This window comes from Brevibacillus fluminis (assembly GCF_052072235.1).
In the GTDB taxonomy this organism is placed as follows: domain Bacteria; phylum Bacillota; class Bacilli; order Brevibacillales; family Brevibacillaceae; genus Brevibacillus_D; species Brevibacillus_D fluminis_A.
On sequence record NZ_CM125436.1, the window covers coordinates 2,351,982 to 2,372,928 of the forward strand.

General features: G+C 54.3%; 23 protein-coding genes. 14 read left to right on the top strand and 9 right to left on the bottom strand.

Annotated features, from left to right (window positions below; translation table 11 throughout):
- Nucleotides 1-5: 5 nt before the first annotated feature.
- Nucleotides 6-695, bottom strand: a complete 690-nt coding sequence (locus ACTID9_RS11590) for a sulfite exporter TauE/SafE family protein (RefSeq protein WP_441071396.1) — start codon at nt 693-695, stop codon at nt 6-8.
- A 210-nt stretch (nt 696-905) separates the two neighbouring features.
- Between ACTID9_RS11590 and ACTID9_RS11595 the strand changes: the two genes are divergently transcribed.
- Genes ACTID9_RS11595 through ACTID9_RS11605 form a run of 3 tightly spaced genes read left to right on the top strand, consistent with a single transcriptional unit; the run spans nt 906 to nt 2,601 of the window.
- Nucleotides 906-1,490, top strand: a complete 585-nt coding sequence (locus ACTID9_RS11595; RefSeq protein WP_441071397.1) for a methyltransferase domain-containing protein — start codon at nt 906-908, stop codon at nt 1,488-1,490.
- An 11-nt stretch (nt 1,491-1,501) separates the two neighbouring features.
- Nucleotides 1,502-1,822, top strand: a complete 321-nt coding sequence (locus ACTID9_RS11600; protein WP_441071398.1) for a hypothetical protein — start codon at nt 1,502-1,504, stop codon at nt 1,820-1,822.
- Nucleotides 1,819-2,601 (top strand): DUF3109 family protein, encoded by a 783-nt coding sequence (locus tag ACTID9_RS11605; protein ID WP_441071399.1) that lies wholly within the window; start codon nt 1,819-1,821, stop codon nt 2,599-2,601. The genes ACTID9_RS11600 and ACTID9_RS11605 overlap by 4 nt, the downstream gene beginning before the upstream one ends.
- A gap of 117 nt (nt 2,602-2,718) precedes the next feature.
- On the opposite strand, the gene ACTID9_RS11610 is transcribed toward ACTID9_RS11605, so the two are convergent.
- Together ACTID9_RS11610 and hutH are read right to left on the bottom strand one after the other, a co-directional pair.
- Nucleotides 2,719-3,237 carry an acyl-CoA thioesterase gene (locus tag ACTID9_RS11610; protein ID WP_441071400.1) on the bottom strand — a complete coding sequence of 173 codons (519 nt, stop codon included), beginning with the start codon at nt 3,235-3,237 and terminating at the stop codon, nt 2,719-2,721.
- An 80-nt stretch (nt 3,238-3,317) separates the two neighbouring features.
- Complete coding sequence (gene hutH / locus ACTID9_RS11615) at nt 3,318-4,832, bottom strand: histidine ammonia-lyase (protein ID WP_441071401.1); 1,515 nt, start codon at nt 4,830-4,832, stop codon at nt 3,318-3,320.
- Nucleotides 4,833-5,177: 345 nt separating this feature from the next.
- Here hutH and ACTID9_RS11620 point away from each other — a divergent pair, with 345 nt between their 5' ends.
- Nucleotides 5,178-5,462, top strand: coding sequence for a hypothetical protein (locus ACTID9_RS11620; protein WP_441071402.1), 285 nt, complete (start codon nt 5,178-5,180; stop codon nt 5,460-5,462).
- Nucleotides 5,463-5,785: 323 nt separating this feature from the next.
- On the opposite strand, the gene uvsE is transcribed toward ACTID9_RS11620, so the two are convergent.
- The gene (gene uvsE / locus ACTID9_RS11625; RefSeq protein ID WP_441071403.1) at nt 5,786-6,697 is read right to left on the bottom strand and encodes a UV DNA damage repair endonuclease UvsE; all 912 of its coding nucleotides are present in this window, start codon (nt 6,695-6,697) and stop codon (nt 5,786-5,788) included.
- 117 nt (nt 6,698-6,814) lie between these two features.
- On the opposite strand from uvsE, the gene ACTID9_RS11630 reads away from it, so the two are divergent.
- The 3 genes from ACTID9_RS11630 to ACTID9_RS11640 all read left to right on the top strand — a co-directional run bounded on the left by ACTID9_RS11630 (nt 6,815) and on the right by ACTID9_RS11640 (nt 8,018).
- Nucleotides 6,815-7,156 carry a carboxymuconolactone decarboxylase family protein gene (locus tag ACTID9_RS11630; RefSeq protein ID WP_441071404.1) on the top strand — a complete coding sequence of 114 codons (342 nt, stop codon included), beginning with the start codon at nt 6,815-6,817 and terminating at the stop codon, nt 7,154-7,156.
- A gap of 181 nt (nt 7,157-7,337) precedes the next feature.
- Nucleotides 7,338-7,712 (top strand): DUF423 domain-containing protein, encoded by a 375-nt coding sequence (locus ACTID9_RS11635; protein ID WP_441071405.1) that lies wholly within the window; start codon nt 7,338-7,340, stop codon nt 7,710-7,712.
- Nucleotides 7,713-7,730: 18 nt separating this feature from the next.
- Nucleotides 7,731-8,018 (top strand): YciI family protein, encoded by a 288-nt coding sequence (locus ACTID9_RS11640; protein ID WP_441071406.1) that lies wholly within the window; start codon nt 7,731-7,733, stop codon nt 8,016-8,018.
- Nucleotides 8,019-8,080: 62 nt separating this feature from the next.
- Here ACTID9_RS11640 and ACTID9_RS11645 read toward each other — a convergent pair whose 3' ends face one another.
- Together ACTID9_RS11645 and ACTID9_RS11650 are read right to left on the bottom strand one after the other, a co-directional pair.
- Nucleotides 8,081-8,764, bottom strand: a complete 684-nt coding sequence (locus tag ACTID9_RS11645) for a tetratricopeptide repeat protein (protein ID WP_441071407.1) — start codon at nt 8,762-8,764, stop codon at nt 8,081-8,083.
- 81 nt (nt 8,765-8,845) lie between these two features.
- Nucleotides 8,846-10,843, bottom strand: coding sequence for a beta-propeller domain-containing protein (locus tag ACTID9_RS11650; RefSeq protein ID WP_441071408.1), 1,998 nt, complete (start codon nt 10,841-10,843; stop codon nt 8,846-8,848).
- A 171-nt stretch (nt 10,844-11,014) separates the two neighbouring features.
- Here ACTID9_RS11650 and ACTID9_RS11655 point away from each other — a divergent pair, with 171 nt between their 5' ends.
- Together ACTID9_RS11655 and ACTID9_RS11660 are read left to right on the top strand one after the other, a co-directional pair.
- Complete coding sequence (locus ACTID9_RS11655; RefSeq protein WP_441071409.1) at nt 11,015-12,547, top strand: fumarate hydratase; 1,533 nt, start codon at nt 11,015-11,017, stop codon at nt 12,545-12,547.
- 179 nt (nt 12,548-12,726) lie between these two features.
- Nucleotides 12,727-13,035, top strand: a complete 309-nt coding sequence (locus tag ACTID9_RS11660) for a LysM peptidoglycan-binding domain-containing protein (RefSeq protein WP_441071410.1) — start codon at nt 12,727-12,729, stop codon at nt 13,033-13,035.
- Nucleotides 13,036-13,097: 62 nt separating this feature from the next.
- Here the strand turns inward: ACTID9_RS11660 and ACTID9_RS11665 are convergent, their stop codons facing one another.
- Entirely contained in the window at nt 13,098-14,279 is a 1,182-nt protein-coding gene (locus tag ACTID9_RS11665; RefSeq protein ID WP_441071411.1) for an iron-containing alcohol dehydrogenase, read from the bottom strand.
- Between the two features lie 18 nt (nt 14,280-14,297).
- A complete protein-coding gene (gene ahlS / locus ACTID9_RS11670; RefSeq protein WP_441071412.1) occupies nt 14,298-15,146 on the bottom strand; it encodes an AhlS family quorum-quenching N-acyl homoserine lactonase in 849 nt (282 codons plus the stop codon).
- A 253-nt stretch (nt 15,147-15,399) separates the two neighbouring features.
- Between ahlS and ACTID9_RS11675 the strand changes: the two genes are divergently transcribed.
- The 5 genes from ACTID9_RS11675 to ACTID9_RS11695 all read left to right on the top strand — a co-directional run bounded on the left by ACTID9_RS11675 (nt 15,400) and on the right by ACTID9_RS11695 (nt 19,706).
- On the top strand, nt 15,400-16,773 hold the full coding sequence (locus ACTID9_RS11675; protein WP_441071413.1) for a sigma-54 interaction domain-containing protein: 1,374 nt from the start codon (nt 15,400-15,402) through the stop codon (nt 16,771-16,773).
- A gap of 94 nt (nt 16,774-16,867) precedes the next feature.
- Nucleotides 16,868-17,053, top strand: coding sequence for a hypothetical protein (locus ACTID9_RS11680; protein ID WP_441071414.1), 186 nt, complete (start codon nt 16,868-16,870; stop codon nt 17,051-17,053).
- Between the two features lie 229 nt (nt 17,054-17,282).
- A complete protein-coding gene (locus ACTID9_RS11685) occupies nt 17,283-18,044 on the top strand; it encodes a DUF2087 domain-containing protein (protein WP_441071415.1) in 762 nt (253 codons plus the stop codon).
- A gap of 28 nt (nt 18,045-18,072) precedes the next feature.
- Nucleotides 18,073-18,465, top strand: a complete 393-nt coding sequence (locus ACTID9_RS11690) for a GIY-YIG nuclease family protein (protein ID WP_441071416.1) — start codon at nt 18,073-18,075, stop codon at nt 18,463-18,465.
- Nucleotides 18,462-19,706, top strand: a complete 1,245-nt coding sequence (locus ACTID9_RS11695; protein WP_441071417.1) for an MFS transporter — start codon at nt 18,462-18,464, stop codon at nt 19,704-19,706. Before ACTID9_RS11690 ends, ACTID9_RS11695 begins: the two co-directional genes overlap by 4 nt.
- 87 nt (nt 19,707-19,793) lie before the next feature.
- Here the strand turns inward: ACTID9_RS11695 and yfkAB are convergent, their stop codons facing one another.
- On the bottom strand, nt 19,794-20,909 hold the full coding sequence (gene yfkAB / locus ACTID9_RS11700; protein ID WP_441071418.1) for a radical SAM/CxCxxxxC motif protein YfkAB: 1,116 nt from the start codon (nt 20,907-20,909) through the stop codon (nt 19,794-19,796).
- Nucleotides 20,910-20,947: the final 38 nt, after the last annotated feature.

The following is a 20,947-nucleotide window of genomic DNA, read 5'->3' on the forward strand; positions in this document are numbered from 1 at the left end:
GGCTGCTACCACAGCCACGGGCTGATGCCAGGAATCCAGCCGTTGAAGACCATCCCGCGCAAAATGGCGAGCAAGCCGAATGCGACCGCAAGCCCATTGGCGACGAACAGGACGCGTCGGCGAACCGCTTTGCCAAGGCCGATGGCAAACAGCCCGATGACGAGCAGTGCGGGCAGCGTGCCCATGCCGAAGCTGAGCAAGGTGAGCGCGCCTTGCATGGCACTGCCGGTCGTCGCGGCCTTCATGTGCATCGTATAGGTAAGTCCGCATGGAATGAAACCAAACAGCAGGCCGCCCAGAAAGACGGGGAGCAGGCCTGCTTTTTGCTGATGCGCTGTGATGAAGCGTTGGACAGGGGCCAATCGGGTCGGGCTCCATGCTGCAAAAGGAAGCGCGTATTTGCGGAACACCCACAGCAGGATGAACGAGCCGCCCAACAGATTCGCGACACCCTGGATGCCGACCAGTTGACCGGCTGCCGAGACGAAGGAGCCGATGAAGCCCATAAAGCCGCCGATCAGGATATAGGTGCAAATCCGCCCGGCATTATACGCCAGGATGGCGGGAAGCACCTGTTCTTTTTTTGCCTGGAGCGTCCAGGCGGACATCATGCCGCCGCACATCCCCATGCAGTGGGGCGCGCTCAAAAGGCCGGTCAACAAGACCATGCCGTACTCGTAGATGCCGGTGCCCATGGGGAATTCGCCTCCCTTTTGTGCCTGCTCCCTAACCTATATGTCGAAAATCGCCGGTTTACGTCTGCAGGACACGCCGAAGCGCTCTCGTTTTTGCATAATCGTTTGTCAAAATCCCCGGTTGATTGATATAGTAAGAAAAGGACGCCGCGCACTTGGACTTTTGAGCGAAAAGTCGGCGGCAAGTGCAACGCGATAGGGGGAACGACAATGATGGACGATTATGTTGCGAAAAACAAGGAAACGTTTGACCGGCTGGGAAGCGCGGCGACAGACGTGGATGATTTGATAAAAATTACGTTACAGGAGCTTCCTGCCTTCCAAATGCTGCTTGCAGGCGGCAAAGTGCTCGATTTGGGCTGCGGGGTCGGCCATGATTCCCTGCGGCTCAAGCGCCATCGCCTGGATGTGCAAGGGCTTGACATCAGCGAGGCGATGCTGGCAGAAGCGAAGCGGTCCGTCGAGGGCGTGCCGTTTTGGCAGGGCGATTTCCGCGAGCTGCCGTTTGAAGACAACAGTTTTGACGGCGTATGGGCGAATGGGACGCTGTTTTATGTCACGCCGGAAGATTTGGGCAAAACATTGTCCGAGGTTGTGCGCATACTAAAGCCGTCCGGCGTGTTTTTCGCCTCGTTTTTACAAGGGGAAGGCGACTATACGCTCGACTCGCTATACTTCCGCCGCTATAGCGTGGAAGAGCTGGACAGCATGTACCGCCAAGCCGGATTCCGGACGATCGATCGGGCACAGACAGCCGGTGGAGAAAAATACATCAGTTTGACCGCGGTCAAATAGGAGGATTATTCGTGGACATTCAGACGCATGCGGAGCTACTCCGCATTTTGGAGAGCGAATTCGTGGGAGTGCAAGCACAGTTCATCTTCACCCAATGGGATACCGACGGAGAAGACGAAGAGGAGAGCACCTTTGCGGCGCGCCTGGTAAAAGTATCGTTGTCCGACAACGAGTTTGAAGAAAAAGACTTGCTGCTTGCGCTGGAAAACGAAGCGGGCGAAGAGCTGGAGCTTTTGATGGAACTGCCTGGCGTCGAGGAAGATCTCGGTTCTTTTGCGGACGGACGCCTGTCCCTTTACGGAACGGAAGCGGAACTCGTGCTGCAGAAATGAGCAAACTGGAATCATACCGCTATTACGGAACGACCGACCCGATGTCGGGCAAGGAAGCGTACCAATGCGACCGGTACGTAAAGCGGCAGAAAGCGAATCTGTACGTCTATGGGCGGTTTTTGCTCGATATGCCGGCACTGATGCGCCCGTTTCACTTGGACTGCTGGCAATGCAGAAAGGCGCATCGCGAGACTTGCTGTGAAAATGGACAGCCGTATGCGGTCGCTGACTGGCAAAAGCCGATTCTCGATGCGGCAGCAGGCGAGATCGTGGAGCGGTATTTCCCGCAGCAGGCGAAAGAAAGCGTCGTGCGGCACGGCATCTGGGACACGTTCAATACGGTCGGCTCGCTGCGCAGCCAGCATGGCAACTGCGTGTTTTTTAAAGAAATCAACGGGCGCAACTGCTGCGCGATCCATGCTTTTGCGGAACACGAGGGTAAAGAGGTGTACCAGCTGAAGCCATTCAGCTGCATGCTTTATCCGCTGGAGCTGATCGAGATGGGCGATACCGTCTTGATCACGGCTCTGACGGAGGAGACAGCGCATTTTTCACGCTGGGGCTTTGATTATTTGGAACAGTTTTACTGTGCAAGCCTGGATCGGCGCAAGCTCGCCAAACATCTCGATCATTCGCTGTTTTCGCCGGAAGGCTACCGGCCGGCATACGAATGGAACGAATTCATCATCCACCATGCATTCGGAGCAGAGGTTGTACACGCGATCCGGACGCTTGTCGAACAAATGAAAATGGAAGAAGACGACCGCATCCCGATGTAAGGGAGGCGGTCGTTTTTTCCAGTAGTAGGGCAGCCAGGTTTTCAAAACGCAACAAGAGGCGGTTCCGCACAACGGACCGCCTCTTGTACCAAGCCGTATGTTCCGCTCAAAGGAGCATCAAGATACGGGTTCGCCTTGCTGCGCTTCATAAAATTCCTGGAAATTTTGCCGGTGCTCGCGGCGTTCCTTGCGAATCCGGTAACGGTCATGAGCGCTGTTGAAATGGAACTTCTCTTCCTCGGTTTCCGGATACACCGGCGGTACCGGGATCGCTTTGCCATTATCATCGACCGCGACAAAGGTCAGGTAAGACGTGCCGGTCAAATGGCGCTCCCCTGTCGTTAAATCTTCCGCTTCCACCTGTACGAACACTTCCATGGATGTCTTATGCGTCCACGTCACATAGGCCTCCAGGCAGATCGCCTGCCCGACCCGGATCGGTTTGAGGAAATCAAGGCTGTCTGTCGAAGCGGTGACCACCATCGCGCGGGCGTGCCGCATCGCCGTCACGCTGGCCACCTTGTCGATGTAGGCCATCACTTTGCCGCCGAAAATCGTGCCGTGAAAATTGGTATCAGGAGGAAGCACAATGTCTGTCATGTATGTTCGTGAAGCGCTCATCGGTTTGGCTTGCATAGGTAACTCCCATCCTTCATTTGCGTTAAATGCGACCTTGAAACGAATCTTATTGTAACGCAAAGCATTCCGTGCCACAACTATCTCACCAAAACGCCATCTTTGATCAGCTGCTCCGCTTTCGCCATGTCGAGATGCATTTCACGGTCCTCCACCAGGCGAGGGATGACTTGGCGCAGCTTCTCATACGCTTTTGCCGTTCCTTTGCCCAATGCGCCTGTGCCGAAATCGATCGCTTGTGCGGCTGCCAAATACTCGATGCCAAGCACCTTGCACACGTTGTCGATCACCGAGCGCAGCTTGCGGGCAGCGGTTGTGCCCATGCTGACATGGTCTTCCTGGTTGGCGGACGATGGAATCGAGTCGACGGATGCCGGGTGGCAGAGCACTTTGTTCTCCGAGACAATCGAAGCCGCCACATACTGGGTGATCATAAAGCCGGAATGCAGGCCGCCATTTGGCGTCAGGAAAGCAGGCAGCCCGCTCAGCTGCGGATTCACCAGCCGTTCGGTGCGCCGCTCGGAAATGTTGGCCAGCTCCGCCATCGCAATTGCGAGAAAGTCTGCGACCAACGCCATCGGCTGGCCGTGGAAATTGCCGCCGGAAATCACATCGCCCGTTTCCGGAAACAGGATCGGATTGTCGGTGACGCTGTTGCATTCACGGCTGACCGTTTGCCACACATAGTTGAGCGTGTCGCGCGTAGCACCATGCACTTGCGGCAGGCAGCGCAGGCTGTACGGATCTTGCACGCGCAGCTGGCCTTGTGCGGTCGTGCGTTCGCTGCCTTCAAGATGGGAAAGCAGGATGCGGGCTGACTCCTGCTGGCCCGGATGCGGACGCACGGCGTGCAGCTGCGGATCGAATGCTTTCGGGATTCCGCGCAGCGCCTCGACGGTCATCGCGGCAATGACCTCGGCGCTTTCCATCGCGATGCGGGCATCATAGAGGGCGAGGCACAACAGCGCGGTCATCGCCTGTGTCCCGTTGATCAGCGCCAAGCCTTCCTTCGCCTGCAGGCGAATCGGGGAAAGACCTGCTGCTTGCAGCGCGTCCTTGCCGGGGAGACGCTGTCCTTTGTATTCTGCCTCGCCTCTGCCCAGCATAACCAGAACCATGTGGGCAAGCGGTGCCAAATCGCCGCTTGCGCCGAGCGAGCCTTGCTGCGGAATGATCGGATGCACACCTTTGTTGACCATCGCGAGCAGAAGCTCAAGCGTCTCGGGACGAATGCCGGAAAAGCCTTTGGACAGCGCATTGATACGCAGCACCATCATGGCGCGGACAACTTCCTGCGGATAAGGTTGACCCATGCCGCACGCATGGCTGATAATCAAATTTTCCTGCAAATCGCTGACATCTTCTTTGGAAATCACGACATCGGAAAACTTCCCGAAGCCGGTTGTGATGCCATACACGACCCGCTGCTCCTCCACCATCTTTTCGACCATGCTGCGAGACACTTTCACGCGCTCGCGTGCTTCTTCCGTCAAGTCGATGGTTGCGCCCACGTTCCGCGCTACCTCTGTCACTTGCTCGATGGTCAATTGCTCACCGTTTAAAAATACAGTTTGCATCATTGCTGTTTTTTCCATATCGTTTCCTCCTTTAGCATAGCAAAGAGCGCAAAAGGAAAGGGGCCAGGAAAATTTTCCTAGCCCCTTGCACCGTATCCTTTTATCGTTATCATGGCACCGCTTACATGCCGCTTGCATCCGAATCCGCTCATATGTGTACACTCCGCTTCAACAGCTGAAATGGTATTCAACTTTATTGTAGCTGTTTTTGGCCCGGAGTCAACGACAATGTGACGCTGCTTGCGAATTTAGACAGGTACCTAAAAATCGGGCGCCTTTCACAGGCCCAATCTAGGCAAGCGTCGTCTCTCTTGGCGGGTGAATGTCATACCATGTACTGTGTCTTGTAACGAAAGAGAGGACGTGAGTGTACTTGGAAAAGGAAAGAAGACATCCGCATGTCATGCCATCACCCATGATGCCATCACCGAACCGGCCGTCACCCATGATGCCATCGCCCATAATGCCGTCGCCGAACCGGCCGTCGCCCATGATGCCGTCGCCGAACCGACCATCGCCCATGATGCCGTCACCGAACCGGCCCATGATGCCGAAAAAAGAACATCCGCGGCCGCCGGTATTCGTAAAACCAAAAGAACGTCCAATGCCAATGCCGTTGCCGATTCCGCAGCCAGCGCCGAAACATGAATCCATACAGATCTATATTTTCAAATTCCAGTTCCATATGGAGCGCATGCGTTACTACAGACATAAGTGTGACCAGCATTACGGCAATCGCAAGCGGTATCGCAAATATTACCGCCATTACATGTTCCACAAAAGCCGCATGCAGCACTATCACGGATTGTGCGGACCGCACATGCATCACCATCACCACATGATGGAATCAAGCTCTTGCTTCGGCAGCACCAGCACAATGGCGGAAAGCTCTTGCGGCTGCGGTTGCGGTGGGCGATGCAGCGGATCGTCCTCATCTTAAAGGGCGTGCCCAGCGCCGATGTGTCAATCGTTTACGGACGAACCGACGCATCGGCCCATTTTTTGCGCAAATTCAGCAGCGCTTCGTCTTTCTTTTTGCATTCCAGCATGACATCGATGTCATAATCGGCGAGAGCCGCCGCAAACCGCTCAAAATCTTCCAACACGATCTCATCCGCATGGCTGCGGAACTCGCTGTCCGATTTGGGCGAGGAAAAATGCAATTTCGGCGTGCGCTCCCCCCACGTCTTGATGACTCGCGGAAGATAATCCACCCAGTTTTCCCCGTTGTTTACACAGTGATGGTGGTGGACGTCGAGCACCATCGGAATGCCGAGCTTCTCACATAACCCGAGCACATCGACCATGGTGAAGGAGGTGTCGTCGTTCTCCACGACCAGGCGCGCTTTCACATGGTCAGGAAGCAAGTCAAAATGGGCGGCGAACCGCTCCAGCGACGTTTCCTTGTCATCGTATAAGCCACCGACATGCGTAACCAGCACCGAATTGTGGTCAAGCCCCATCAGGTCAAACACTTTGGCATGGTAATCAAAATCTTTGATCGTGGCTTCCAGCACATTGGGCTTGGGTGTATTAAGGATGCTGTAATGCCCGGGGTGCGAGGTAAGGCGCATGCCTGTTTTTCGGATATAATCGCCCGCCTTTTCAAAGTCCCAGACGAATTCCTTGGCCCAGTCCCATTCTTTTGCAATGTCATGGGTAGCGAACGGCACAAACTCGGAGGGCAGGCGGTATAGAAAGATTTGATGCTTTGCATTATATTCAAGAAGATCCATCAGGTTGAAAAAATTGGTCTGCAGGATTTGCCGCAATTTTTTCAGCTGGCCCGCTTGATCCAGCTTGTTCAACTGGGCGATGGTCGTCTTTTTGTTAGGGTTGTTGGGAGTCGCCATACTGATACATGCATAGCCCAAACGAATCATCCACACGCCTCCTTTCACTCATAGCTAGTATTGCCCCAAACCCGCGTTTTGGCGCTGCATGAAGGGCGGGATTTCGTGGGAAGATAGAGGAAACGCAGGAATTGCAAGGAGGATCAGATGGCTACGCATGAATTAGCCGCACAATATTTGGATGGATTGCGCGCGTTTGGACAAGTCATGCCGGGTGTCATGGACGCCTATAACCTGTTTACAACGAAATGCTTCGCTCCCGGGGACCTCAGCACAAAGGAAAAGCATTTGATCGCTCTTGGAATATCGCTGTTCGCCGGCAATGAGCATTGCATCGTTTATCATCTTGAGGCGTTGCGCAGGGAAGGTGTCAGCCACCAGCAGCTGGCGGAGACGGTGGCGGTCGCCGGCGCCTACGGGGGAGGTACCACGCTGTCGCACGGGGTCATTCTCATCAATGAAGTGATGAATAAAAACGCTTTGCAATGATCACGCGGCGCAAGCGGCCCCCGTCGGAGTGGCGGGGGTGTTTGCTGTTGGCAGCGGTGTTTTTTGAAAAATGTCATCGTTCGTTCACTTCTTTTTTTGATGGCAGGCGGGCAGCTATTGTACAGTTAAATGGAAGAGATTCGTTATCGATCACGCTAGCAGGAAAGGGGAGCATTCCTTCATGTTCCGACGTTTCATTATGATTGGTAGCATCTGCGCCTTTTTGGCGGTGGCCCTCGGCGCTTTTGGCGCGCATGTGCTCAAGCCGCATCTGTCGGCTGAGATGATGGCGGTTTTTGAAACCGGCGTCCATTATCATATGATGCATGCGCTCGGCATTTTGCTGATCGCGATTCTTGCGGAAAAATTCGGCACAAGCAAGCAGCTTGTACAGGCAGGCTGGGCGCTGTTCATCGGGATTATCCTGTTTTCAGGCAGCTTGTACGTGCTGGCTGTCACCGGGATCAAAGTCCTCGGCGCGATCACGCCGCTTGGTGGCGTGAGCTTTTTGTACGGCTGGCTGATGCTGTTTGTATTTGCGCTGAAACGGCGCTAGGGAAGAGGAGAGTTTGCCATGTTTTTCGTTGTGCTTACGTATCAAAAACCGATTGAGGAAGTCGAGAAGCATTTGGAGGAGCATATCTGCTTTCTGGACGCGCAGTATGCGGCGAAAAAATTCATCTTCTCCGGACGGCGCAATCCGCGGGTCGGCGGCGTCATTTTGGTCAACAGCACTTCGCGGGAAGAGGTACTGCGTATTTTGCAGGATGACCCCTTCCAAAAGCACGAAATTGCCGCGTATGAATTGATCGAGTTTACCCCATCCAAGTATGATGAGCGGTTTGCCAGCTTTCTTGCATAAGGCACAAAAACAGCCCCAGCGCGTTCGTAGCTGGGGCTGTTTTATGTGACCGCACAGGGAGGTCAGCCGGTATGACTCGCTGCTTTTGACCATTCTTCGCGCCGTTTCTCCAGTTCGACACGGCCGACGTGCATGGTGTAAAAGTAGCGCAGGCACGTCAAGCGGTGAAGATGGGCGAGAGCGGTGGAAAAATTCCCTTTGCAAGCCTCAATCTCGGCTTGGCAAAAGAGGTGGACTTCGCTGCGTGCCTTCTTCTTGAGCAGGCCATACGCCTCAACTGCTCCCTGCAAATCCCCAAGCCGGGCTTGCGAGCAGACGATGACGGTCAGCGCGTTGATGGAGGAAGGGTCGCGCTCGTAGACGCGTACAGCAAGATCGAGCGCTTCCGCATAGTTGCCGCGAAAATAATAAATGGCCGACAAATTGCAGAACAAGTATTGTGCCATCGCTTGATTGAAAAGCGATGGCGTATGTTTGCAAAGGGTCAACCCTTTGGCGATAAAATGCTCGGCGCCGTCATAGTTGCCCGACATGATTTCCCGGCTGGATTTGTCCAGGATGGCGACCATGCGCGAGCCGTTTCGCCGATAAGAAGCTTCCAGCAGCCGCATGATTCGCTCCGGCCGCTTGAACAGCGCCCCCATGTATTGAAAGCGGAATGGCCAATGCAGCCGAATGAAGACGGCAACCAGGACAGCCGCCAAACCGGAAACGACGGAAATCCAATTCAGTTGTAGCAGGCCCACGTCGGCAACATCCTCTCACGTTGAAGCAATTGGTACCATAGTAGCACAGTTTGCACAAGGCGAACAGAGGCGCGAACCGGGCTATTTTGCGAGATCGAGTTCTCCTTGCTGGGCGAGCGTCGTCATGGAGAACGCTTTGATTTTCGTTGGACTGACGGTATAGAGCGCATCATCGATATACAAGATTCGCTGGATGTTGTCGTTGCTGTCATACCAGTTGGCACCCGCCTTTTGCGCTGCATCGGGGGCGAGGTGGGTAATTTTTTTGCGCAGCTGGAAGCCGTTTTTCAGATCGAGCGAATAAACATAGGCCCCTTGGAACGAAAACTCCCCGTAGGCTGGAAAGTCGGTTGAAGCGGTATTTTTCTCTTTGTCCTCCGGTTTGAGCGTCATGACGGTGACGGGGAAGGCAAGCAAGTTTTTCTCGCGGGAGAACAGCAATGCGCGATGGTCGCGCAACAGCTCGGAATCGGTACCGCGGTCGCCGATGATCTCTTTGAATTGTTCAACCGGATGCGTGACATCGGTGACATCGAACAGCGCGATCTTCATCCCTTGGTACCAGGCGAAATTGCGCTTGCTGTCCATCGCCTCAATCGTGTCTTTGCCGAAGCCGATGACATGGTTTTCATCGTACGGATGCAGGTAATCGCTGTAGCCTGGGATTTTCAGCGCGCCGAGTATTTTGGGCGCACGCGGCTGTTTCAGATCGATGACAAACAGCGGATCGACTTTTTTGAAGGTGACCATATAGGCGCGGTCTCCCATGAAGCGGGCGGAATAAATTTTTTCGCCGGGCGCAATTCCTTCAAGCTTTCCCGCGATCGTCAGCTTTTCATCGAGCACGTAGATGTTGTTTTTGGACGTATGCTCGTCAGTCCGGAACAAGTCGCCATTGGTGGTGGCGATGCGCAGGTAGCCATTGTGCTCATCGAGCGAAAACTGGTTCAGGATCGTGCCGGGAACCTCCCCCTTCCCTTCATAGGAGACGGCATCGGCTTTCAAGGCAAATTTGTAAATGCTGCTTGTTTGATTCGAGGGCGGCATCACGCGGAAGAACGAATCCCCCGCCATTTTCGCCATCGGCTGGACAGGCGCTTGCTCCCATTGGGTCAATGTGACATAGAGATGGTCGGTAGAGGCGTACACATTTTCGCCGGAGCCAAGATAGGAGGACACCTTCATCTCCTTGTTCGCATCCAGATTGACCGCACCGATCAGCAAATAGTTGGGCTCGACGCGATCAGGAAAATAGCGGGTGTCCTTCAGACTGATGGACTGATACTCTTCCGATTGCTTGCTGTCGCGAAAGACCGGCATTTCCATCGGCTCTTTGCGCTCCACAAACGGGTAGTAGTCCAAATATTTGCTGCTGACCAGATACAGCGACGAACCGATCTTGCGTGACGAGACATAGCTGCCGTCAAGCTCCAGCTCGCGTACTTTGGCGATGTGGGCCTTGTCGCGAATATCGTACACATAGGCGTGCACCGTCGGCGAATAGGTGGGCTGGGCGATTTCAGCAGCGGATGCTTTTTTGGATGGAATCGTTCTCGTGGACGAGGTGCCGATGACGACCAGGTGGCTGTCATCCACGTACAGCTCGCTTGGCATAAACGTGCCGCCATCGAAACGGAGCGTCTTCACAATTTTCATGTCTGTTGCAGGATAAGCGCGGGTAATGACTACGTTTTCACCGGACGCTTGGTACAGATAGGTTCCGTCCGTTTTGATCACATCGCCCTCGTCCACGCCTTGGACCTGCACATTTGTTGCCGAGTAGTCGCGCTGTTCGGCCATTGCGGGCGCCTCAGCTTTTGCAGCAGGAGCGGCTGTCGCCTGCTCAAACACCATGACACCGCGGCCGAATGCCTGTTGCTGCTCGCTCGCTTTTTTCAGCAATTGCCGCAGTTTTTCTTCGGTTCCGATGACGGGAAGAGGCTCGGTTGAAGGGGGAGATACCGTGCTCTTTGCGTTGGATACATCGGTAGCAAACGAATCCGGGGGAAAAAAGAGAAAAGCGGCAGCGGTGATCATCAAGGCGCTGAGCGTGCCGGTTAGCCAACGTAATTTTTTCATGGGGACCTTCCTTTCCGATTGGCAAGGTTTTCTACTTCTTTGACGGCACATCCTCCTTTTTGTTTCCGCCACCCTGTAAAAAAACTTGGCGCTCACCAAACGTGCAGGTGTGCTATAATAGTAGACGTTTCGTGAGACTTTACACTTACTAGATTGAAAGAGGCGACATAGATGGAAAAGTTTAAAGAGAGCATGCTTGCGCTGATCACCGAAACGTCTACGTATTTGCCACCTGACGTGCGCGTCGCGATCAACGCTGCCAAACAAAATGAGGATGCGGGCACCCGTTCTGCGCTGTCTTTGGCGACGATCGCGGAAAACATCGTGATGGCGGAAGAAAACGTATCCCCAATCTGCCAGGATACAGGAATGCCGACTTTTGAAATCAAGACGCCAGTAGGCGCAAACCAAATCGAGATGAAAAAAGCGATTCTCGAAGCGGTCGTGGAAGCGACCAAAACCGGTAAATTGCGCCCCAATTCGGTTGATTCGCTCACAGGCGAAAACTCCGGCAACAATCTGGGAGCAGGAACACCGGTCATTCACTTCGAGCAATGGGAAAACGACTATGCGGAAGTGAAGCTGATTCTCAAAGGCGGCGGTTGTGAAAACAAGAACATCCAGTATTCGCTGCCAACCGAACTGGAAGGCTTGGGCAAAGCGGGCCGCGATCTGGACGGCATTCGCAAATGCATCCTGCATGCGGTATACCAAGCGCAAGGCCAGGGCTGCAGCGCAGGCTTCATCGGCGTCGGTATCGGCGGCGATCGCACATCCGGCTACGCGCTGGCGAAGCATCAGCTGTTCCGCCGCGTCGACGATGTGAATCCGAACGAAGATTTGGCCAAGCTGGAAGCATACATTATGGAAAACGCCAACAAGCTCGGGATCGGTACGATGGGCTTCGGCGGCAACACGACGCTGCTCGGCTGTAAGATCGGCGTGGAAAATCGCCTGCCAGCGAGTTTCTTCGTTTCCGTTGCGTACAACTGCTGGGCGTTCCGTCGCCAAGGCGTGCAAGTGGATGTCAATACCGGCGAAATCATCAAATACGTGTATAAAGATGAAGAAGTGAAAATGGATCAAGCAGCGCCGGTTGCGGCTGCCGAGGGTGAAGAGCGCCGCGAGATCGTGCTGCAAGCACCGATCAGCGAAGAGCAAATCCGCAGCCTGAAAGTCGGCGATGTGGTCATCATCAACGGCGAAATGCACACAGGCCGCGATGCGCTGCACAAATATTTGATGGATCACGATTGCCCGGTTGATTTGAACGGCGGCATCATCTATCATTGCGGACCGGTTATGCTCAAAGACCAGGAAGGCGAGTGGCACGTGAAAGCGGCAGGTCCGACCACGAGCATTCGCGAGGAGCCGTACCAAGGCGATATTATCAAAAAGTTCGGCATCCGCGCGGTGATCGGTAAAGGCGGCATGGGTGCGAAAACGTTGAAAGCGCTCGGTGAGCACGGTGCGGTATACTTGAACGCGATCGGCGGCGCAGCGCAATACTATGCGCGATGCATGGAAAAAGTCGAAGGCGTTGACTTCATGGAGTTCGGCATTCCGGAAGCCATGTGGCATCTGCGCGTCAAAGGCTTCGCGGCGATCGTGACGATGGATTCGCACGGCAACAGCCTGCATGCCGATGTAGAAAAAAGCTCCAAAGAGCGTTTGGCTGAGTTTGCTGAACCTGTTTTTAAATAAGGTGAAACAAAAATGAAAAGGGGTGTCCCGCACGTCTGGAAAGACGGGGGACAGCCCCTTTTTTCGTGTGTAATCGCGGAAGCGGCGCGATTTTCTGCAAAAATGGGCAAGTGACGCATGCCATCAGCCCTCATCCGGGCATAGGTTAGTATCGAGTGCTCAGAAAAGGAGTGGTGGAAGTGAACTATACCGTTCGACCTGGCGATACGCTGAACAGCATCGCCGCCCGTTTCGGGATTCCGGTGCAGGAGCTGATTCGCGTCAACCGGATCGCGCCGCCTTATTACATTTATGTCGGGCAAACCCTCTACATCCCGGTTTCGGGACCAGCACCGGGGCCAGGGCCAGCACCAGGGCCGGGGCCGGGGCCGGGACCAGGACCTGGAAGCGTCGAGCGCCGCCTCGATCGCCTGGAAAACAGAGTCGACCGATTGACGAATCGCATGGATCGTCTGGAGCGCCGCGTCACCCGTCTGGAAAGCCGATAAGAAAAAAACACGCGATCCGCGCAAAACGTGTGGATGGCGTGTTTTTTTGGGAAAACCGGCACCTATGGCGCCTCTGCGATGACACCGTCGAAAGCAGCTTGATAAATGGCACGGATGTCCTCGCGTGCAAGCGGCATTGGACTGCGGGCGAGCAGCCGTTTCTGCAGAACGCCGTCATCGGTGAGCGCATCAAGCGCTGATTCAGGAATACCAAACTGTTGTAACGTAGTCGGGATGCCGACCTCCGCGACAAGCCGCTTGATGGCTTCAATACAGCGAATGGAGGCGTCTTCTTCCGATACATAAGCTGAATTGCCGCCAAGCGCATTCAAGAGATCGGCCAAACGCTTCGTGCAGCTTTTTCGAATGTACCCCATCACATACGGGAGAAGCACGGCATTGGAATCGCCGTGGGACAGATGGAATTGCCCCCCGAGCGGATAAGCAAGCGCGTGCACAGCCGCGACTCCGGCGTTGAAAAAAGCGATTCCCGCCATGTAGCTGGCATGGCTCATCGCCGTTCGTGCCTCTTTGTCCGAGCCATTCCGGACGGCGCGCGGCAGGGACTGGCTGATCATGCGGACCGCTTGCAGCGCTAGGCCGTCGGTGGTCGGGCTGGCGAGCAAGGAGACGTATGCTTCAATCGCATGCGTCAGCGCATCGATGCCGGTTGCTGCGGTGACGCGCGGCGGCATGGACAACGTCAGCTGCGGGTCTACAATCGCGACATCGGCCAGCAAAAAATCATGGGCGATCACGTCTTTGGTCGTCGGCAAGGTCAGGACCGAGATGTTCGTGATTTCGGAGCCAGTGCCAGCCGTCGTCGGGATCAAAATTTTGGGCAGTCCTTTTCGGGACAAGGTACGGGTCGCGGTCATGGCCAAATAATCGGAAACGCTTCCTTCCTGGACGGCGAGCACTGCGGCCAGCTTGGTCAAATCAAGCGCGGAGCCGCCGCCGAGGCCGATGATGAGGTCGAACCGATGTTCCCGGGTGTAGGCGACCAATGCTTCCCCGACTTCAAGCGGTGGCTCCGGCACGACGCCCGTGTACACGTCCACCGCCAAACCGGCTTCAACCAATGGATGCTTGACCCGATCGGTCAGCCCGATTTGTTCGAGGATCGGATCGGTGACAATCAAGATCCGGGCGGCATGAAACCGGGTTACTTCCGGCACCAGCTTGTCGAGCGAGCCCCAGCCTGTGTAAGAGAGCGGGGCAAAGGCGAGTCTGGCAGTTGACATGGCGAAAACTCCTTTTCGTTATTCGTAATAGCCCTCCGTTGACTTGCGGAAGTTTTTGAACTGTTCGGCGTCATGCCCGAACCACACTTGCGCATCCGTTTGCTTGGCAAGCCGCTTGATTTTTTCCACCGTTTTGACATAGCCGAGCGAATCATAGATGATGCCTGGCGGCTTGATGGGAGGGCCATAGCTTTCGGCTGTGTAAATGGCGTCCGAGGCGAGGATGATGCTGCCGGTCTCAGGCAAATCCACCTGCAAGCCAAGCAACCCCCAGGCGTGGCCGCTGCCGAAGTTCAGCACTTTAATGCCTGCTGCCAAATCGAGATTGTCCTCTTCTTTTTTCACCGTGCGCCACTGCAGATTATTTTTGATCCAGGCATCGATATCGGCCCAGACATATGCGCCTTCCTTCTGGTTGCGGGCGTAGCTTTGCAATGTCCCGTTCAGTTCATCCTCGTGCACGATGATGGTGGCATTGGTGAACATCTCCAGGCAGCCGGCATGGTCGAGATGGAGGTGGGACGCGACGACGAATTTGATTTCCTCCGGACGCACGCGCAGCTGTTCAAGTCGATGATGCAAATAGCATTCTTCACCAGGCGTCCAGGGGAACATGCTTTGGGTCGTTTGGCTCCAACGACCTTCGGGACCCATGGATTCGGGATTGCAAGCGGTGTCAAACAGGATTTTGCCTTCGGGATGATCGATCAAGACCGTATAGATCGGGAATTCCACAAACGTCGCCGGCATGTTCGGATTGGCCAGCGTAGCCGGATTGTGCATGGCAATCATCCAGTTTTTATCCATTCGCATACGGCCGTTGTCCATCACGTACAGCTTCGGATGAGGTTTGATGATGTTTGACATAATAACGCCTCCTCATAATGTTTTGGCTTGATAAAGCGCTGCATGACAGCTCTTCCATCTGATCGCATACTATTGCATGTCTTATGCCAGAGAAGAATAGTGCGTTTTGCACAGGATGAAAAAAAGAACATGCGGAAAAAATTCACCAGGTGCAAAAGGGGAATGGCGAATGTAAGCGAATTCATTTGGTGAAGAAATTCACCAGAACAGGAAAAAATTCCGCATGACAAAGGTGTCAGGAAGGGGGATCAGGATGGAGGCGAGCCTGCTTACCAGCATCATCGAGCACTCGATCGACGGGATTTATGTCGTGGATGGCAACGGGATCACCGTCTTGCTGAATGCGGCGTATGAGGACATGATTGGCTACCGCCGTGAGCAGATGGTCGGGCGCCATGTCGCCGAACTGGCGCGGGAAGGTTTTTTTGACCAATCCGTCTCGCTTTTGGTATTGGAACAAAAAAAGAGCGTCACGATGGTGCAAAAAATCGGCGGACAAAAAAAGGATGTGCTGGTCACGGGCAATCCGGTCTTCGCAGCGGACGGCTCCATCCAGCTCGTGGTCATCTCAGTCCGGGACATTACCTATTTGAATGAATTGAAGCGCGAATTGAAAAAAGCCAAAACGATTTTCCAAATGCAAAATCATCGGTATGCGGTGGAAATCGACGGCGCCGAGCAGCAAATCGTGTTTCAAAGCCAAAAAATGATGCGCATCTATGAAAAAGTGCAGCAGGTCGCCCCCTATCCGACCGGAATTCTCCTGACAGGACCGTCGGGGGCGGGCAAGGAAGTGATCGCCAATCTGGTTCATCATTACAGCAAACGGGAGCAGCAGCCATTTATCAAAGTGAACTGCGGTGCGATCCCCGAGGCATTGCTCGAATCCGAATTGTTTGGCTATGAAAAAGGCGCATTTACCGGTGCCAATCGCGAAGGCAAAATCGGCCTTCTGGAGCTGGCTGACGGCGGGACCGTCATGCTCGACGAAGTCGGCGAAATGCCGATGGCGATTCAAGTGAAGCTGCTGCGGGTCATACAGGAGAAGCAAATCATGCGGATCGGCGGAATCAAGCCGCGCAGCCTGGACATCCGCATCATCTCCGCGACGAATCAAAATTTGCGCGAGCTGGTTCGCGCAGGCAAGTTTCGCGAGGATCTGTATTATCGGCTGAATGTCGTGGAAATCCAGATTCCGCCACTGGAAGAACGGCAGGACGACGTTCCCTTGCTCGTGCATCATTTCTTCTCATTCTTTTGCAAGCAGTACAAAGTGGACAAGCAGCTGTCCGATCAAGCCCGGGAGTTATTGAACAGCTACCACTGGCCCGGGAACGTCAGGGAGCTGCGCAACACGATGGAAAATCTGGTCGTTTCGATCCCGTCTTCCCTGATCGAGCCTTACGATTTGCCGCCGCATATTTTTGACCAGGAACGGGAAGAATTCCGCTCGTTTTCGCTGAAGGAACGCGTGGAGCAGTTCGAGCACCGGATCATTCAGGAAGCGATCGGGAGGCATGCTTCGATCCGCCAGGCGGCATTGCAGCTCGGTGTCGATCATTCCACGCTGCTGAAAAAAATGAAGCGGCGGATCGGCAAAACCAAACGCGCGGATCACGATCTGTAGCAAAAATGGGCATTCCGCCATGCCATGACACTTTGCCCGCTCCATCCGCTTTTGCATACGCTAAAGCAGAGAGAGAAAGCGAGGAGGTGCAATCATGGCCGGTATTAGCGGAATCATTCGCCATTTCGATGGGATTCGCGGTAAGGTTGTGCAGGTCAGGGAGCTGGTTGAAGTCATTGACCAAATGTTCGATTCCTTCGATCGGGCTGGGAAAATCAGCAAAACGATGCTGAAATCCTCCAAACAGGAAGATCATCCCGATTATTTTGAGAGCAAATAAAGGAAAACGGGTGAGCTGTATGTACGTGCGTTCCTAACGCTCCTGCAGTCGGTTCACACCCGTTGAAACCAGCAGCAGACCAGCCAGCGTGGCTGGTTTTTTTGTGCAACCAAGACGCTGCTCTTTGTCGCTTAACGGGACAGACACGTTCCTTTCGTCTATTGCAAAATAACAAACATTAATGTAATATGTCTATAAAATAAACAAACGAAAGTTGAGTTGATCTATCGTGAGTAATCTGTCTGATCTATTCTGGAGCGCATCGCTCGATGAGATGAAGCGCGGCTACCGCTTTGACACAGAGTCAGAGTCATTCATCTGTCTCGTCTGCGGGTCCACTTTTGAACAGGGCGTCATCTATCCGCATGACGGCAAGCTGTATGAAGCGGAAAAATACGCGCGTCTGCATCTGGAACAGGAACATGAGTCCATGTTTGCCTATTTGCTTGAACTGGACAAAAAAGTCACAGGTTTGACCGACCTGCAAAAGCAGCTGCTCCGCCACTTTTACGCAGGGACGAGCGACAGCGATATTGTCAAGGAAACAGGCGGGAGCACATCGACGATCCGCAATCACCGCTTTGCACTGCGGGAAAAAGCCAAGCAGGCGAAAGTTTTTCTCGCGCTGATGGACTTGCTGGAGCAGCGGCCTGTCAAGCAGACGAAGTTCATCAGCATTCACCGCACCGCGACGATGCTCGATGAGCGGTATGCGATTACCGAGGAGGAGAGCGAAGCGATTTTGCGCACGTATTTTCCTGACGGATTGGACGGCCTGATGACGGAATTTCCGAAAAAGGAGAAGCGCAAAGTTGCCATCATGCGCCATGTGATCAAACGCTTCGATCCGAAACGGACGTACACCGAAAAGGAAGTCAATGATATTTTGAGCACCGCGCATGCGGATCATGTGACGCTGCGGCGCTATTTGATCGATTACGGGTTCATGGATCGCAAAGCCGACGGCAGCAGCTACTGGGTGAAATCATAACGAGTATGAAAAAAAGGAGTCGGACAAAATGGAACGGCAATCACGGAAAGACGCGATACGCGCGTACAAAGAAGGGTTAAAACCGATGGGAATTTATCAAATTTACAATAAGCGTGACGGGAAGGCGCTGATCGCCGGAAGCATGAATTTGCCCGCGATTTTCAATCGGCAGCGTTTTACGCTCAAGCTCGGCAGCCATATCGATAAAGCGCTGCAGCGGGATTGGAATGAAGCGGGGGAGGAACAGTTCTCCTTCGATATTTTACAGCAGCTCGAACCAAAGGAAAACGAAACCGCGACACCGGATGTATTGAAGCAATACCAAGAAAAACTGGCTGAACTGGAACGCATCTGGCGGCTGGAATTGCAAAATACGGAAGAACCGGGCTACCGCGAGACGAAAGAGAGGGAGCGAACGTGACAGCTGCAACGGATCGCCAAAAGCAGCCCTCCCTTTTTCATAACGCGATTTTCCGTACGATCATGCTGTCGCAAATTTTGCTTCAGCTGGGAATCTGGGTGCGCAATTTCGCCATTCTCTTGTATGTGATGGAGAAAACGAACAATAATGCGTATGCGGTAGGCTTGATTTCCGTCGCGCAATTCGCGCCGATCTTCCTGTTTTCGTTGGTGGGAGGAACGTTTGCGGATCGCTGGAAGCCGAAGCGGACGATGGTTTGGTGCGATCTGTTGAGCGCGATTTCCGTCGGAATGGTGTTGGTGGCGATTACGCTGGGGAGCTGGAAGGCGATCTTTTTCGCAACCTTGATTTCCGCGATGCTCTCCCAGTTTTCCCAGCCTGCTGCGCTGAAACTGTTCAAGCGGCATGTTGCGGAAGCGCAGCTGCCAACGGGGATGGCCATGTTCCAGACGACAATGGCGATGTTCATGGTCATCGGACCGATTTTTGGCGGGTTCATCTATCAACGCTATGGGATCGAGCCGGCGATCGGCACGATGGGCATTTGCTTCCTGCTGTCCGCAGCCGTTCTCGCAAGGTTGCCAAAAGATGAAGCGAGCGCAGGGAAGCAGACCACTACCGTGCGGCAGGAGCTTGTGGCAGGCTTGCGCTATGTCTGGTCAAAACCGGTGCTGCGCTTGCTTGGAGCCGTTATGGTCATCGCAGGGGTCGTGTCGGGGGTCCTTCAGCCGCTCGGCGTGTTCCTTGTGGTGGAGCGATTGGGATTGCCCAAAGAGTATTTGCAATGGCTGTTGACGACGCAAGGAATTGCGATGCTGGCCGGTGGCGGGGTAATGATGGGGCTGGCGAAAAAAATCGCACCAGCGAAAATGATGGCAACGGGCATACTCGCCTCAAGCATCACGGCGCTTGGCATGGGGTTGTCCACCAGCCTGGGGCTGACGCTCGCCATGCAATTTTTAAACGGCTTGTTTTTCCCGTGCATCCACATCGGCATCAATACGATGATTTTGACCAACAGCGAGCAATCGTTTGTTGGACGCGTGAACGGCGTGTTGACGCCGCTGTTCATGGGGATGATGGTGATCATGATGAGCGCCGCAGGATGGTTGAAGGACATGGTGGGCATTGTTACCATTTACGAAACGGCAGGCAGCTTTTTCCTGCTCGCGATCATTGTCCTGGCCCCGCTGCTCAAAGGAAAAGCGATTGTAGCAAACAGTGACGCAAGAAAAGCGTGAGCTGCTTCAACCCGACAGGACAGAAATGAAAACATCCCGGTTCGCAATGTTACGCGAGCCGGGATGTTTTGTGTTGGGGGCGCAGCGCTAGATCAATGCGCGCCGCTCCCGGAAATTGGTTTCGGGATAATAGGCGTTCGCGACCAAAAGGTTCGGTCCGGCGCATTTGGCGGCCGGGCAATGGCAGCTGATCGTTTGGTTAATCGGGTGCGCCTGCCAGCGGGCAAACATGTCAGACAGGCTGTCGTGGCGGATGTTGCCGAGCGGCTCCACATCGCCGAAGTCGGTCACGATGCATTCGCCCGTGAAAACGTTGATGTTCAAGCGATTGCGGCCGTCAGGATCGTTGCGCACGGTCACGTTTTTCGCTTCGCGCAGGCGCAAGATCAGCTCGCGGTCCACCTCGCTCGGGCTGCAGGCGAAGAACGGCAGCGTGCCGAACAGCATCCACATGTTCTCATCGCGGACATCGAGCAGGTGATGGATCGCCGCGCGCACCTGATCGAGCGAAAGCACCTCCATATCGCGGGCAAAATCGCTCGGATACATCGGATGCACTTCGTGGCGCTGGCAGCCCATTTCGCGGATTTGCCGGTGCAGCACATCGAGCTTGTCGTGCGTGCGAATGTTGATCATCGACTCAGCTGAAACGAAGACGCCGGCATCGGAAAGCTTGCGCGCATTGTCCATCATCGTCTGGAAGAGCATGCCAGCTTGTTTGATTGAAACTTTTTGCTTCGCCTTTGCGTAAACGATGTTATGGAATTCTTCCTCATTTGACCAGTTCCACGAGATGTGCATGACATCCAGAAAGGGAAGCAGCAGCTCGTAGCGGGAAAACGGAAGAGAGACGTTCGAGTTGATCTGGGTCCGCAAACCGCGCCGGGTGGCATATTGCAGAAGCGGCAAAATCGTCTTTTTGACGGTTTGCTCGCTGTACATCGGTTCGCCGCCTGTTATACTGATGGTAAGCAGGTCTTCCGCTTCATCAAGACGCTTCAAGATCAGCTCCATCGGCAAAATTTCGTCATCGCGCAGCATCAGCGTATCGCCGACTGCGCAATGCTCGCAGCGCAGGTTGCACATATTCGTGACGGTGAATTCAACACTGGTCAGTTTATAGGCAGGGGGCGTCGCGTTGAAAAGCGGTTCCCACGGATCGCGCTGTGGCGTAAGGGGCGTTGTTGGTACAAGACGTATCAAGATTGTAAACCTCCTAAGTTCTCCATACATTCTTCCTA

Coding starts and splice junctions, on each gene's coding strand:
- ACTID9_RS11630 (WP_441071404.1), top strand. CDS start 6,815: ATGGCTACGCATGAATTAGCCGCACAATATTTGGATGGATTGCGCGCG.
- ACTID9_RS11655 (WP_441071409.1), top strand. CDS start 11,015: ATGGAAAAGTTTAAAGAGAGCATGCTTGCGCTGATCACCGAAACGTCT.
- ACTID9_RS11690 (WP_441071416.1), top strand. CDS start 18,073: ATGGAACGGCAATCACGGAAAGACGCGATACGCGCGTACAAAGAAGGG.
- ACTID9_RS11605 (WP_441071399.1), top strand. CDS start 1,819: ATGAGCAAACTGGAATCATACCGCTATTACGGAACGACCGACCCGATG.
- ACTID9_RS11595 (WP_441071397.1), top strand. CDS start 906: ATGATGGACGATTATGTTGCGAAAAACAAGGAAACGTTTGACCGGCTG.
- ACTID9_RS11650 (WP_441071408.1), bottom strand. CDS start 10,843: ATGAAAAAATTACGTTGGCTAACCGGCACGCTCAGCGCCTTGATGATC.
- ACTID9_RS11640 (WP_441071406.1), top strand. CDS start 7,731: ATGTTTTTCGTTGTGCTTACGTATCAAAAACCGATTGAGGAAGTCGAG.
- ACTID9_RS11680 (WP_441071414.1), top strand. CDS start 16,868: ATGGCCGGTATTAGCGGAATCATTCGCCATTTCGATGGGATTCGCGGT.
- ACTID9_RS11665 (WP_441071411.1), bottom strand. CDS start 14,279: ATGTCAACTGCCAGACTCGCCTTTGCCCCGCTCTCTTACACAGGCTGG.
- hutH (WP_441071401.1), bottom strand. CDS start 4,832: ATGGAAAAAACAGCAATGATGCAAACTGTATTTTTAAACGGTGAGCAA.
- ACTID9_RS11635 (WP_441071405.1), top strand. CDS start 7,338: ATGTTCCGACGTTTCATTATGATTGGTAGCATCTGCGCCTTTTTGGCG.
- uvsE (WP_441071403.1), bottom strand. CDS start 6,697: ATGATTCGTTTGGGCTATGCATGTATCAGTATGGCGACTCCCAACAAC.
- ACTID9_RS11610 (WP_441071400.1), bottom strand. CDS start 3,237: ATGCAAGCCAAACCGATGAGCGCTTCACGAACATACATGACAGACATT.
- ACTID9_RS11590 (WP_441071396.1), bottom strand. CDS start 695: ATGGGCACCGGCATCTACGAGTACGGCATGGTCTTGTTGACCGGCCTT.
- ahlS (WP_441071412.1), bottom strand. CDS start 15,146: ATGTCAAACATCATCAAACCTCATCCGAAGCTGTACGTGATGGACAAC.
- ACTID9_RS11675 (WP_441071413.1), top strand. CDS start 15,400: ATGGAGGCGAGCCTGCTTACCAGCATCATCGAGCACTCGATCGACGGG.